This is a genomic window from Limnobacter parvus, from assembly GCF_024623725.1.
In the GTDB taxonomy this organism is placed as follows: domain Bacteria; phylum Pseudomonadota; class Gammaproteobacteria; order Burkholderiales; family Burkholderiaceae_B; genus Limnobacter; species Limnobacter parvus.
In genome coordinates this window covers 79,836-93,774 of record NZ_JANKHG010000016.1, presented here as the reverse complement: position 1 = coordinate 93,774, position 13,939 = coordinate 79,836, and the positions used below count along the sequence as shown (strand labels likewise).

Annotated in this window: 13 protein-coding genes; 10 read left to right on the top strand and 3 right to left on the bottom strand. The window is 49.7% G+C overall.

What is annotated here, in order from left to right:
* Positions 1-91: 91 nt before the first annotated feature.
* Complete coding sequence (locus NSP04_RS05790) at positions 92-340, top strand: DUF1653 domain-containing protein (RefSeq protein ID WP_257511395.1); 249 nt, start codon at positions 92-94, stop codon at positions 338-340.
* 22 nt (positions 341-362) lie between these two features.
* Here the strand turns inward: NSP04_RS05790 and NSP04_RS05785 are convergent, their stop codons facing one another.
* Positions 363-1,868, bottom strand: coding sequence for a flavin-containing monooxygenase (locus tag NSP04_RS05785; RefSeq protein ID WP_257511394.1), 1,506 nt, complete (start codon positions 1,866-1,868; stop codon positions 363-365).
* A 177-nt stretch (positions 1,869-2,045) separates the two neighbouring features.
* Here NSP04_RS05785 and NSP04_RS05780 point away from each other — a divergent pair, with 177 nt between their 5' ends.
* Positions 2,046-2,945: an alpha/beta hydrolase gene (locus tag NSP04_RS05780; RefSeq protein WP_257511393.1), complete on the top strand. Its 900-nt coding sequence runs from the start codon at positions 2,046-2,048 to the stop codon at positions 2,943-2,945.
* A gap of 52 nt (positions 2,946-2,997) precedes the next feature.
* The gene (locus NSP04_RS05775; protein WP_257511392.1) at positions 2,998-4,209 is read left to right on the top strand and encodes an MBL fold metallo-hydrolase; all 1,212 of its coding nucleotides are present in this window, start codon (positions 2,998-3,000) and stop codon (positions 4,207-4,209) included.
* Here the strand turns inward: NSP04_RS05775 and NSP04_RS05770 are convergent, their stop codons facing one another.
* Positions 4,210-5,049 carry an Lnb N-terminal periplasmic domain-containing protein gene (locus NSP04_RS05770; RefSeq protein WP_371824998.1) on the bottom strand — a complete coding sequence of 280 codons (840 nt, stop codon included), beginning with the start codon at positions 5,047-5,049 and terminating at the stop codon, positions 4,210-4,212.
* Positions 5,046-5,819, bottom strand: coding sequence for an MmyB family transcriptional regulator (locus NSP04_RS05765; RefSeq protein WP_257511391.1), 774 nt, complete (start codon positions 5,817-5,819; stop codon positions 5,046-5,048). Before NSP04_RS05765 ends, NSP04_RS05770 begins: the two co-directional genes overlap by 4 nt.
* Positions 5,820-5,932: 113 nt before the next feature.
* On the opposite strand from NSP04_RS05765, the gene NSP04_RS05760 reads away from it, so the two are divergent.
* The 7 genes from NSP04_RS05760 (at position 5,933) to NSP04_RS05730 (ending at position 13,828) form a co-directional block, all read left to right on the top strand.
* Positions 5,933-6,388 carry a hypothetical protein gene (locus NSP04_RS05760; protein ID WP_257511390.1) on the top strand — a complete coding sequence of 152 codons (456 nt, stop codon included), beginning with the start codon at positions 5,933-5,935 and terminating at the stop codon, positions 6,386-6,388.
* Positions 6,389-6,464: 76 nt separating this feature from the next.
* Positions 6,465-7,349 (top strand): PAAR domain-containing protein, encoded by an 885-nt coding sequence (locus tag NSP04_RS05755; RefSeq protein ID WP_257511389.1) that lies wholly within the window; start codon positions 6,465-6,467, stop codon positions 7,347-7,349.
* 85 nt (positions 7,350-7,434) lie between these two features.
* Positions 7,435-7,875 (top strand): hypothetical protein, encoded by a 441-nt coding sequence (locus NSP04_RS05750; protein WP_257511388.1) that lies wholly within the window; start codon positions 7,435-7,437, stop codon positions 7,873-7,875.
* A 270-nt stretch (positions 7,876-8,145) separates the two neighbouring features.
* Positions 8,146-8,511, top strand: a complete 366-nt coding sequence (locus NSP04_RS05745; RefSeq protein WP_257511387.1) for a hypothetical protein — start codon at positions 8,146-8,148, stop codon at positions 8,509-8,511.
* 279 nt (positions 8,512-8,790) lie between these two features.
* On the top strand, positions 8,791-11,175 hold the full coding sequence (locus NSP04_RS05740; protein WP_257511386.1) for an ADP-ribosylglycohydrolase family protein: 2,385 nt from the start codon (positions 8,791-8,793) through the stop codon (positions 11,173-11,175).
* Positions 11,176-11,217: 42 nt separating this feature from the next.
* Entirely contained in the window at positions 11,218-12,999 is a 1,782-nt protein-coding gene (locus NSP04_RS05735) for a hypothetical protein (protein WP_257511385.1), read from the top strand.
* A 331-nt stretch (positions 13,000-13,330) separates the two neighbouring features.
* Positions 13,331-13,828, top strand: coding sequence for a hypothetical protein (locus tag NSP04_RS05730; RefSeq protein WP_257511384.1), 498 nt, complete (start codon positions 13,331-13,333; stop codon positions 13,826-13,828).
* The last annotated feature ends 111 nt before the right edge of the window (positions 13,829-13,939 follow it).

Here is a 13,939-nt window from a genome sequence, read left to right as displayed (position 1 = left end):
ACTCCTTTCAATTCTTCAAAGACAGCCGTACAGTTTAACGATATGACCTTGAATATTCAAGAAATTTGACTCGTATTGGTCAGGAGCGCCCATGAGCCACGTACCCGAACAAGCACCCAGCGTAAAACCCGGTGAACGTTACCGACACTACAAAGGCGGCCTTTATGAAGTGATTTGCCAGGCCGTTCAAGAAAGTGACCTAAGCCCTGTGGTGGTGTACCGCCCATTAAGTGGCGACACCCACAGCGCCTGGACACGCCCCATGGATGTATTTTTTGAAATGGTGCAGGTGGGTGAGCGCATGACCCAACGCTTCACCCGGGTAGACAGCGACAACTAGGGCACTTGGGCCTTATTGAGCCTTAAGCCACCGCTTTCAACTTGGGCTTGGCCGCCTCAGCTGCCTTGGCGGGCTCAAACACCAAGCCTGCCTCATCGATTGGGTCTTCCAGCAGGGTTTTGGTATCGTGGTAATAATCTTGCCGGTTGTGCCAGGGGTGGGTTTCGCCCTGGCGTGGTAACTGGTCGGCCACGCGCTTCAAATACCCTGAATTCAAACCACCCAGCACGGTGAAGCCTTCCACAGGCTGCACATCGGAAGTTTTGGCCACGGCCACTGCATGGCCCTTCTTGTCCATGTAATTCAGCAGGCGGCACACAAAACCACTGACCAAATCTGATTTCAAGGTCCATGAAGCGTGGGTGTAACCCAGCACCACCGCCGCGTTCGGTAGGTCTTGAAGCATGGCGCTTTTGTAGAACATTTTCTCGCTCAGATTCACTGGTGCATTGTCCAGGCTAATCTTCATGCCACCCACCATTTGCACATTCAAACCGGTGGCAGTCACGATGATGTCGGCTTCCAGCACTTCACCTGAATTCAATTCAATGCCATTGGGCACAAACTGCTTGATGGTGTCGGTGGCCACGCTGGCTTTGCCGCTGCGCAGGGCTTTGAAAAAATCGCCGTCGGGCACCAGGCACAAACGTTGATCCCAAGGCATGTAGTTGGGCGTGAAGTGCTTGATATCCACTTTTGAGCCTTTTAACTGCCGGCGCATCATGGCGATCAAAAAGCGGCGTACTACCTCCGGTTTGCTTTTGCTGGCCTTGAACATGAAGTGCGCCAAGCCAATGGTGCGTGTACGGTTCAGCTTGTAAGCCAACTTGGAGGGCAAAGTTTTTTGCAACACTTTGGTGAGCGCATCAACAGAAGGCAGCGAGAAAATATAGGAAGGCGAGCGCTGCAACATGGTGATGTGCTCTACCTTCTCGGCCATGCTGGGAATCAGCGTAACCGCGGTTGCGCCACTGCCAATTACCACCACTTTTCTGCCGGTGTAGTCCAGATTTTCAGGCCAGTGTTGGGGGTGAATAATCTGGCCTTTGAAATTGCTTTCGCCCGGGAAGTCGGGGCGGTAACCTTGGTCGTAATTGTAATAACCCGCACACGCCATCATGAATTTGGCGCGGTACTGCTCAGGTTCGCCAGTCGCTTCATTCACCACGTTGATTACCCAGCGCTGGGCTACGCTGTCCCAATTCGCATCGCTTACCTTGCGCTGAAAACGAATGTGGTCGAACACTTTGTTTTCAGTGGCCGCTTCGTGAACATAGCTGCGAATGTCATTGCCCTGGGAAAAGAAATGCGCATTCTTCCAGGGCTTGAACTTGAAACCGAAACTGAACATGTCGGAATCGGAACGAATACCAGGGTAGCGGAAAAGGTCCCAAGTGCCGCCAATGGTGGTGCGGCGCTCAAGAATGGTGAAATTTCGATTGGGGCATTCCTTCTTTAAGTGGCATGCGGCACTGATGCCAGACAAACCTGCGCCAATGATCAAAATGTCTTCGTCGAAAATAGCCATGGTGTCTCCGTGTTTTGATATTTTTTCCAATTGTGCCGATTTTTCGGACGCTGAAAACAGCGTTTACTATTCCATTTGGGATTTGTCCGAATTTATCAAGTTTGAAAAAACCGGCGTTAGACGGATCTGCACTGGCAGTGCTATAAATACCCCACCTCATCGGAAACAAGGAACACCATGCCGTCCATTCAAGCCAAAGTCATGAACAAAATTGCCAGTCTTGCGCTGAAAAGCTACGAGGGCAATGGCGCAGGTTTTGTACGCAGGTTCCGAATGGTGACAGGTGCATCCAACCTGCTGGCGCCGGTGCCGAAAGGTTTGAAACACATCAAAGGTGCATTGGGTGGCGTGCCTGGTGAATGGCTGATTCCGGTAAATCCAAAGGGTGCGCTGCTGTACATTCACGGCGGCGGTTTTGTGGCTGGCCACCCCCCCATGTACCGCCCGTTTTGCGGCGCGTTGGCCAATGCGTTGGGGTTTCGGGTGTTCATGGTGGATTACCGGCTTGCACCTGAAAACCCGTTCCCAGAACCGCTAGACGACTGCATCGCCGCCTTCGAGGCCTTGGTGGCCGACACCCCGGAAGGCGAGCCATTTTTCGTGGCGGGCGACTCGGCTGGTGGTAATTTAAGTTTGGCCGTGGTGCAGCATGCCGTGAAAAATAAACTACCGGTGCATGGTGGCCTGCTAATTTCCCCAGCCACCGACATGCGTCGCCTGTCGCCTTCCATTCAAGGCAATGACAAAACCGACAGCATGTTGTCTGCCCACCTGATTGAACACGCCGCGAAGTTGTACATGTGCGGCCACGACCCGGCCGATCCTCGTGCTTCCCCCTTGTTGGGCGAACTGAAAGGCTTGCCACCGCTGATGGTGACCGCCAGCGAAAGCGAATGCTTGCTGGATGATTCTGTGCGCTTGCGTGATGCAGTTCAAGAAGTTGGCGGAAGCATTCAGTTGCTGACACGCCCAGGCATGCCACACATTTGGCCCACCATGAATTTGGCCTTGCCTGAAGCCAAAGAAGACCTTCAAAAAATCATCCAGTTTTTCTCGCCGTTGGTGAAGGGCATCTAAAGCAGCCAGGTGGAAGTACAAGTTGTTGGAGACACATTCAACACCAACAACAATGACCACTTTTATTTCACGCGCAGGCCTTCTGGCCTGTGCACTGTTTTTAGCGGCCTGCATGGGCAGCAGCAATGAACAAGGCAGCGCTGCCAGCATGGCCATTTCTCCCAACGAAACCCGCCCCAATGTATTCGAGGCCAGTAACTTCGCGCCTTTGCCAGCCGCCGATACTCCCAGCGCAGAATTGCAAGCCACGCGCGAACGCATTCTTGGACCCAATGCAATGGACCCTGAACAGGTGAAGTTTTGGTGGGTGGGTGTTTCAAGTTTCATTGCTAGCATGAAGGGCCATTTGTTTTTGATGGACGCTTGGGAAATTGTGGGAGTGCACGCCGACTATGTGCCAATTGGCCGCGAAGAATTGGCTGCCATTCAACCCGAAGCAATCTTCATTGGGCACGGGCATTTTGACCATGCGGCCGATGCAGGTTACGTGGCTGGCCTAAGCAACGCGCTTTTGGTTGCCGGCAGCAATGTGTGCGACATTGCCCGCGAACGCGCAGCCAGCGAAGGCATACCCAACACCTTTCCCTGCCTGAACCTGGGCGACCATAGCACACCGGGTGTTGGTTCCGTGCAGAGCATCAAAATTTGGGAAGACCTGCCCGAAGTGAATGTGGTGCAGCACACCCATTCTGCTGCGGAACCCGCGGATTTACTAAGCGGTGGCATGCCGCTGGTTTACATTCCAAATGTACTTACCTTCCCGACTTACCTGAACACAAGCCTGGCAGAGGCACTGCGATTTGTGGGCACATTGCGCGATGATGGCGGCGTGGGTCAACCTGCCGGGGGCACATGGGCTTACCACTTCCGCGCAGGCGATTTTGCGTGGTTTTGGCACGATTCAACCGGTGTGATGAAAGTTGGCAATGCGGAAAGTGAAGCGATTGCCAACGCCCTTACAAAATTGCCCGAATGCGTCGACGTGCAACTGAATGCCATCGTTGGTTTTGGTTTACTAACCAGCGCCTACCGCGATGCGTTGGCCTATGTTGCCCTGACTCAACCCAAAGTTGCGCTGCCCACGCACCACGATGCCTGGACCCCCGGCATAGGCGGCGGTGCAGCCGCCTATGAAAGTACCTGGCTGAATGCGGTGGCTAAGTTGCCCAAGCCACCTGAAGTCGACTACCTGCGCGACCCGGTGGATTACATGAAAGCACGCAGCTACAACATCAACGACGCACGCTGGGCGGGTGGTTGCTGATTAATCTGATTGCACGCTTTGCTGCATTCCAGGCACACCCCGGCGAATTGCTTCTGAAAAATTTTCGCCGGGCTGAATGGCTTTCGCGCGCAGCACAATGTAGCCTTTTTCCTGAAGCTCGGCATAGCTGAAACCTTCCACCAAGCCCCCTTGTTCATGCGCATATTCTGCAAAATAGCCACTGGCCAGCAGCCGATAATCCAAAGGCAGGTTGGGCACAATTTGCTTGGCGATGTCGTAAACCACCGTGGTGCAATTGCTGGTCAGGGTGTTGTAAAACTCAGGCTCTTTTTCAAGCGAATTAGCGCGTTCTACGTAAGCCATGAACAGGGTTTTTAATTGTTCAGGCGGAATGGCCAGGCGGTAAATGTAAACATCTTCACCACGCGCATTGCTGCGGGTGCGAATAATATCGGCTTCATCGGCAGCCACCAAAATGGCTTCGTATTGGCGTACAAACCCTTTCCACGGCGAAAATTCTTCGCCCTTTTCTTTGCGAATTTCGATTGAAAAAGTAAGATAGCGCCCATCGGCAAAACCGAATGAAACCAAGGTGTGCGCAATCTTTGGCCCCATCCAGTACGACAGCACTAGGTCTGCTGTTTGCAACTGGCTTAAATCGTATTCACGGGTTTCCCAGCGCGGTGTGTAATCGGTTTCTGTACGCCATTCAAAGTTGCGCACATTGTTCAACACCACTGTGTCGCCATTCACTTCAGCGTGCAACATTTGGGAAACATCGTCAGCCCACTGGCGATTGTGGCTGGGCTTTTGCATGAACCACCATGTGGCAAAACCACCCACGGCAAGCAGCATGAATATCAGCAGAAATCGCATCATGAAAAAGCCGTTCGGGTTTGTTCATCGGCAGGGAATAAATGCTCGATGCGCAGCGATGCCGCAGTAATGTCCAAAGGTGCTCCAAAGGTGGTGAATGTTGATATAAAACGCAGCTCGCCAACGGCACTTTGAAAGCGGGTGACCAGGGTTGGGTTGTTGGTGTCCACAGGCACTTTGCTTTCGAACATGGATTGTGGAATTTGATTCAACATGGCTTGCAGCGAGGGTACATGCAAGGCCTCTCGCTGTGCACGGCGAAGTACATCGCCCAGCACCTCAGCTGGGTTGATCAGGCGCGTGGCCAATCCACCCGGCGCAGTCAAGGCAAGCAATATATTGGGCGTGGCTTGAAGGGCAGCCACATCAAATTCAAGCAGGTTCATCAAGCGTATAAAACCAGGGTTGAATTTCACCAGATTCCATTCACTGTCCAGCACCATGGCAGGCGCGGCATGTTGGCCCATCAACATCAGGTCGATCACCTCGTTGATGGTATTCATTTCGCGGTGCTCAATCGGCCTGCTTCCAAACAAGGGGGCGAACCCACCCGCCACCAGGGTTTCGTTGCGAATATTCAAGGGGGCTTCCAAGCCTTCCAGCAGGGCCAACAACATTTCCTTGCTGGCACTGGCTTTGCCGGTTTCAATGCAGCTTAAATGGCGCTGTGACACTCCCACGCGCAAGGCCAAATCCAATTGGCTAACCTTCTGCCGTGCGCGCAAATCGCGAACGCAAATTCCTGCGTGTTTGGTTGAAGTGTGTGTATGCATGCGCCAATACTGCCACGGAAAATAACTTGAATCTATGACCTGGCAGGTTATTGCTGGAATGACCCCGCAATTGGCACACTGGGCACGAATTAACTCAACCCAGGAGAACAATCATGCAAAGCGACACCATGAACCACCGTACCTCAAGCACCCCCACTTTCTGGATCAACTGGCTTACCTACACTGCGGAATTCACCGTGCTGTTTGGTTTGTTCATGGTGCTGGCACCGGGGCTTACGCAACAGGCATTCGGGCTGATGATGTTTCAAAACCCCGCACAATTTGGCAATTTTGACCCTCAAGCCACCGCCTACATTGGGCTGGCCCATGCGGTAATGGGTTCGGTAATGGTGGGCTGGGGGGCGCTTGTGTTTATGGTGGTGCGCAAACTGCTGGCCAAAGGCGTGAAAGAAGCCTGGGGCATGGTGGCAGTGTCGGTTTTGCTGTGGTACGTGCCCGACACGGCCTATTCCCTTTACAGCGGGTTTTGGCAAAACGCAGTGCTGAACACCAGCTTTGCGGTGCTGTATGCCGTGCCTTTGATTGCAATGCGAAAGCAGTTTCAGTAAGCCGAAATAGAAAGGAACCACCGACCCCCAATTGTTTACTTAAAGGATTAAACCAATTACCTACCCTATCTAGATTATGCAACCCAGGCCATTCTTCAACGGTCGCGCCCAAGTGCTTGTTGGCGACACCACCAGTCATGGTGGTGTTGTTGTTTCCGGCAGCCCAAGAACGCTGATCAACGGGCACCCCGTGGCACGCATTGGCGACATGGTTACTTGCCCGCTGTGCAAGCCACACCTGTTTAAAATTGTTGAGGGGTATTCACCCTTCACCGACAACAACATGGCCATAGCGCTGAGCGGCCACAAAACAGCCTGTGGCGCCACATTGATTGCATCGGCCAAGGGGGCGGACATGCCTAAAGCACCGGCGCCCAGTTCGCCTGCACCCGACTCTGAAGCCAATCTTCTTAAAAAAGGATTCGACCCGGAAGTCAACGAACTTGTGGCCGGCTCGCCCAGCTTGACAAAAGACCTGCAAAAACTGCGCGATGAAGGCTGGATAATCAAAGATGGCCCGGCTGGCAAAGGCTCGACCATCAACCGAGGCCTGAAAACGATTACGATGGACAGCAATTTAAAAACCGATCCAAAAGCTTATACAAAAATACTTTCTCACGAGGTAGGGCATGGCATTTATCCTTACCGAAGCAACCTGAGTTCCAAGTCCGCTTATCTGGAAGGCGCGCTGGATGACGAAGGTGTTGCAACCATGAAAAACATTCAGGTTCAACGTGAAATCATCAAATCACGCAATATAGATATCGGCATTGCAGGGCAAGCAGTAAACCGACCAACCTACATACAAGCCTTTGACCAATACCTGAAAGATGGAGATTTAAAATCTGCCGTTCGAAAAATTGGCAACGTTGTGGGTTCAGGGGAATACACATCAAACACGAAGGAAACCTATGAGGACTATCACGGCAAATGGTACGACAAGCACTACGGCAAGAAGTAATGCCTTTAGCAAACTCATTGCCCTGTTCCTGGCTGTGGCCACAACTGCCTGCCAACCCACCGTACATGCTTCAAAGGAAAATGCCATGATTCAACTTAACTTGTCAGTTTGGCAACTGATCGAAGACATACAGGCCGCTTCATTTACATTGGCTAGTGTCGAAAAATTACTAGGCCAATCACTGATCGAACAAACACAGCAATCGACTGTATCTTTCCAGTTTTTTGCTGGCCAGCAATTGGCCTTGGCAGGCAATGTAAACGTTGTAGACATCGACCTTCGACTACCGCGCAGCACCACAAGCAACCTTGGAATGCTGGCTCTTCACCTAGGCGGCGAATGCATCACCCTACAGCAGGTACGCCAACAGTTTTCGGAGTTGGACATCACTGACATTCCCAGGGATGGCTCGCCTGAAGAGGCCACTACCTTCACCGCAACCACGACTTGGGGCGGGGTCAGCTTTGGCTTTCAAGAAAAGAAGCCTGATTGCGTGGGGTACTTGGTATTTAATCCAGGCCAGTAAAAACCTCCCCTGCAAGCAAATATCGTGAGCGGCACGACAACGGGTATCTTCCATGGTGCGAAAAGTACCGTAATAAAAAATATTGGCGTACTCCAAAAACTATTGCTTCTGTTACTGGCCATTGCTACAACTGCGTGTCAACCCACCGCACATGCTTCAAAGGAAAACACCAGAATTCACATTAACCTTTCTGTTTGGCAACTAATTGAGGACATACAAGCAGCCTCTTTTAAATTGGCGGGTGTTGAGAAAATACTGGGCCAAACTCTCGTGGAACAAACTCAAAAATCGAACGAGTATGTTCAATTTTTTTCTGGCCAGCAATTGGCCCTTGCAGGCAATTCCAGCATTGTAAAAATAGACCTTCGATTGCCTCGAGACACGAGCAATAGCAATAGCAATAGCAATAGCAATAGCAAAGGCATGCTGGCGCTGGACGTGGACGGTAAATGCATTACCGTACAGCAGGTAAGCCAACAGTTTTCAGATTTGGCAATAACAGGTGTGCCCCGTGGCGGCTCGCTGGAAGAAGCCACTACCTTCACCACAAACACGGCTTGGGGAAAAATCAGTTTTGGCTTTCAGCAAAAGAAATCCGACTGCCTGGGGTACTTGGTATTTAATCCAGGCGAGTAAAACCTTCCGTGGCAGACAAATCGGGCTTGTATCTCAAAAATTAGTTATTGGGCTTGGCCGAAGCCACTTGTTGGCATGCCTGCTCTTCACATGGCTGAACATGGGCCTGCTCTACCTGCCTTTCGGGCGCTTTCATTGCATCCAACTACCTTTCCTGGCCTGCCGGTACATTGGCCAACCCAACAGAAACGGTCTCCGCAGAACGGAACACATCGTTTTTTAAACCGAACTTGCCAGGAAGGTTAAGCCACGAAAGTCTTTAGATTCGAATACCCAACTATGGCACCACCACTAGCAAGCCCACGCCAAGCAAGCAGCGCATTTTTTCCCCCTGATACAACAAATACTCCTAACGACCCGGCTGGAAATGGCATAGACAGCCATCACATTGAATTCCAACTTGGAACCGCACCAAACGTTATGAAAGTGGAAACTGTGGTGGGCGCTTCTGGTGTGGAAAGCCAAAAAGTTCACGATGCACTTGAAAGTTTAAAACTGCGTCTGCTAGAGGTGTATGAAAACGGCTCGTGCTTGGTCAGCTTTGGAAGCAGCGAGAGCTTCGACCGTATTACGAACATGCAAACCAAGCCAATAAAAGTAAACTCGTCGAGCTTGCTTGAGCAAATACTTGCTCAGTTTGGCCAAGCACGAATCGACGGGCTGAAGCTTTCAGACAACGTCACACTCAAATCAATTGAGAAAAAAACTCAAACAGATGCGAATGCATTCAAGTATCACTCGGGAACAATTACCTTTCAGGTTGCAGGTAAGCCAGATAGAAAAATTAAATTCCGGGAATTTTGCCCCGATTATGACGGCAGAAGCCTGGATTCGGCAACACTGCGGGCCGCGTTGAAACATGTACCAAAACCAAAGTCTGAAGACAGCCATGCAGCAAATACACCTTGTCCGCAGTTGTACAGCGCCAATGGAATTGGGCGCAGCGCCAGCTTGGCGGTGCTGTATTCGTTCAAAGAAATGTGCGCACAGCAAAACGGGGTAAAGCCCGCCTTGGTCGAACGACACCTTAAAACTTTAATTAACCAAGGACGGGAACAAAGGCATGCCCACTTCGTAAATTCGCAAGAACAACTAAAACAATTACTGGAAGCATGCACCGTTGTTAATGCAGAGGTCGGGGTGAACGAAACAATCAAACACCTGGTCGAAGACAAACCTTTATTTGCTGGAAAAGAACATCAATTTCCTTACATGCCAATTAAAGTAGACGGTATTGTCAAAATAGCCAGCGACCCAGATAAGTTTCCATTTCCTCAATTAGATCTTGAGAATGCAAACGAATATGCAAGCGATGTCATCAAAGCTGGATATTACGGAGATGCACTGGGTGCAGATTTGGAATCGCACTTTTACGTGCGGCCAGAAGGCAATACCGATGATGAACCACTTAGAAAAGATGTACTCGAGGCGAAGTTGGGGAAAGATGAGAAAAGGGAGTACAGGGCTAGCCCCAATCAAGCAGACAAAGACAAAATATTGATCGCCCAGCTAAAAAAACACAACCGCAACGGTCACCATGCAACAGACGATACCCAGCAAGGGGCGCTAAGTGCCAACGCTAAAATACGGTGGATAGTAGAAGACAAAGGAGACTTAAATGAACTTGGAAAGAAAATACTGAGCGCATTTAGGGAATCGAAATTTCCAGAGAAGGGACAACAACTCGGCGATGCGCCGGAAACAGATTTTGTTATCCGGGGTGGCGCTGACACGCTGACAATGTGTCAGCGCAGACCCTTAAAACAGGAATGGAAAGATCAATGCATACCAGACCTAAGAAATTCGGATAGGCGATCAGGCGGTGCCGGCAATGGCGGCATGATGCGGATTGGCTATGACTTGTTGCCGTTGCTGGCATCGGGCGCCAGTATGAAAGACCTGGTTCAACAGGCTTTAATCAGCAATCAGGTTACCCACCACGGTTCATTATCTACAGTGGCTTCAGTGGGGCAAGTAGTGCTCATGGCCAAATGCATGCATTTGCGAAAGGTAGCAGAACAACAAGATGAGAAACCTGTACCGCCTAAAAACTTTTTTATCGATACATTTTACGAAATCGCCAAAGTGCTGGAACATCCCGATCAACTGTTTGGTCTAGACGGTAACGCAGTACCTGTTGGCGACGGCTCTAATTGGCGTACACCGCGGCTACCCAGCGAATTTCTGAAAGGGCGCAGCGCGCAGGGCTTGACCGAACCGAGGGAAATAACTAAAGCAAACTCGGTAACTGCGGGTTCGGTTCTAACGGCGCTTGAGACATACAAAGACAAGACGCAGCTGAACAGCATCGAAACCAATGAGGTACTACAACGCTGGTGCAGCCGTGCTTACCTTGGCGCTACCTTTCCAAGCATTGTGTTTTTACTTGAAAAGTTCGGCAACGACCCGGCCCATGCAGTAAACATGGCCGCCTTGGTAACCAAAGACAGCGACACCTGCGCCACCATTATTGCGCAGGTAATGGGTGCTCTACACGGTTCGGCGTGGGTTCATGAAGAAATTAAAAGCTGCGAAGACGGTGACCATAGATCTACTTTCAATGAAGACTTGGGCGGAGGTTTCACTCTGAAAAACTTCATCGACCACATGAGCAATTTTTACGATAAACGTGAGAAACAAACTCAATCCACAACTACAACCTAAGCCATGCATATTTCAGATCAGTACGGGCAAGTTGACAGAGGCGTGCAAGACCTGGCCTTGCCTGACTTAAGCTCGCCTTCTGATTCATGGACTGAAGGTGCCCGACAAAAAGAACTGAATGAACGCGGTGCTTACATTCACCGCTTTAAAGATCAAAGTTCTTTAAACTCCATGATTGCCGCGGTGAAAAAGATCTCTGAAGACAATATTTGCACCCCATGCACTCTAGTAGGGCCTTCGCTTTGCAGAAGCTACAACCACTATGTGTGGGAAGGGTGTGCGGCTTTGCTCTTTTCTCCCGCCATGAATATTGTTTTAAGCTACAAAGGCGATATTTATTCTGACCGGCTTAAAAACGAACCTAACTTGAGCCACAGCAATTTTAAAAGCGGACAAGCTGGCAGAAAAGAATCACTGGAATTATTCTCTGATGCAGTACGCAGCAAATTCAATGGATATGCCGCCACCTCTTCGGCTTTTAAAGGGCGGCGAACAAAAAAACTAAATTTAGTAGTTAGCGCCAGCCATCATGTTGCCAAAACACAGGAAATGGAAAAACGGGCAAACTTGTATTTCATACCCCCCGAAGATTTTCCGGCTATCAATCTGGATGTGTCTTCCAAGTATTTGATACTCGACTTGTGCGAAAGATACAGCGACTACCAATTACCCTGCAAACCAGTTTTGCAAACCAAGGCACAGGTATTGGAATTCATCGATACGGTTACACAAATCAATCCCAGTTTGCTACCGTTTCTTAGGGCCGCCCGAATCAAAATTTCTACTTTTAAGGATGATTCGGTAGTCCATCTCTACTTTGAGAATGCAAAACATGCCAGTAACAAACAATCGCATGAGAGCAGTTACGCTGATTTTATGAAGTGGCAGTTTAAAAATAGTCAGACTGGCTCCAACCTGCTTACTCATTCGGATAAAAGTACAACCCTGACCCCAAATGAGGTTTTAGGTATGCCAAGCACTGAAGACTTGGTAGGCCTTTTGATTGATCCAAGCACCAGCAAATCATTTGACCAAGCCCTGGCGACGTTGAAACATCTACGGGAATCACGGACGTCGAACTGGGCCTCAGTGGCCCAAAGCGTACCGCCTTTCACCCACCTTATTAGTCATTTGGATCACGGTACTTTAATTCAGCTGGGTTGGTCGAAAATGATCATTCCTTACAGTACGGAAGGTTTAACAGAATATTGCACTACTGGAAAAATCACAGCGATTGATGGATATAAATTTGGCCCCGATTATTTTTTGCTTCTACATCGCATCGCGTCGAATTCTATTTTGGTGTTTTCCAAAGAGCACCGCACAGTGGATCTTCTGTTTGTCAAACCCAACGTAATCAGTAATTTTTCATCTATTTTGAGCGGTGGCGGCAAGACCCTACTTTTCGAAGCAGTTGAGCAGGGAAATATTCACACCGAAACCTTACGCTTGTTTTGTCATCTGGACAGGTTGGGTACTGGTAATTTCTCCCGAGTACGTGAAGCCCATGAGAATCCACACGCGAATCCTAGACACAAGTCCACCCTAGAAAAATTGATAATTCTGGATGACCAGAAAGCTGATGAGGACTTAAAAAACCTGCTCACTGCTCAAATAAACCGGATAGAAAGATCTGCATTCAGAAAGTGTGGTGATCACCGAACTGTAAAGTACAGGGCGGGGTTTGAAGACCAGGGAATATTTGAATTCAACCCAAGTTTAGGATCACTTTCTTTGACGGAAGGAGTAAGAAAATTTGACAATGGAACCCGATTGATTGGCGTGTTCAAGCCCGATAGCGACATGAAACGTGGGGGGGGCTAGCCCGACATTTGGAGTGATCCTGCATGCAAATGAATGTAAATTTGGCAATCTCGAGGGCCCATTGCCACCATTCTCCTTATGCGAAATGACCAGCGCGAGAGGGGGAAAATATTTTCGCTTACTGTTGGGACATCAAGAGCCAGTATGTCTAATCGATTTCTCATTTGATCGGCGTGTACTCGCGTACTTTTCCTTGCATACAAAAATACGAGACCATATTTTTAAAACAAGACTGCGGAACGCCGACTGGACCGGAAATTTAGATCAAGTACTTAATGAACCCGTAAAGGCATTGCGGTTTGTTATTGACGCCATAAAGGCGACAAACAATGTGACCGATGAATGGCTTGGAAGCACCATCGTTTGTTTATCAGCCGCGCGTCATGCAGTGTCGTTACAATTAAATGCTGCTGCCGCTGGCTTGGCTAGATCTACCGGTACACATAAAGCCATGCACAGTGAATCGACTCGAGAATTGGCAAAATCATTTCAAGAATTGATCACTGAAATTGACAGAAAAGTGAGAACGTTGGCACGACGTTACAAGAACACTGACCCCAACTGCGACAAGCTTGATTCCAAGCTTTATGAACTAATCGACACTGCAGCCCTGCCTATCAGAACCTACCTTTCAGGTTCGCATCAACTAAATGTTAACAGGCCAAAACCAGTACCAATTGCTACGCCCGCCTTCACTTATGTTTCTCCGCCTGTGTCGCCAATGCCAACCATTCAACACACTCGACAAACTGCGGTAATACCTGTAACACGAAAAATCAGTCTTGCAAGAAAACTGATATCAAGAGTCAAACGAGCGCTTAATATGTAGGCCTGATCCGAAACGCAGATCCACAAAGTACACACCAGCACCGAATGAGCCAAACTTGTCAAGTAAGGTGGCCCAACGTACAAAGGAACCGCCAACCCCCGTTTGTTTACT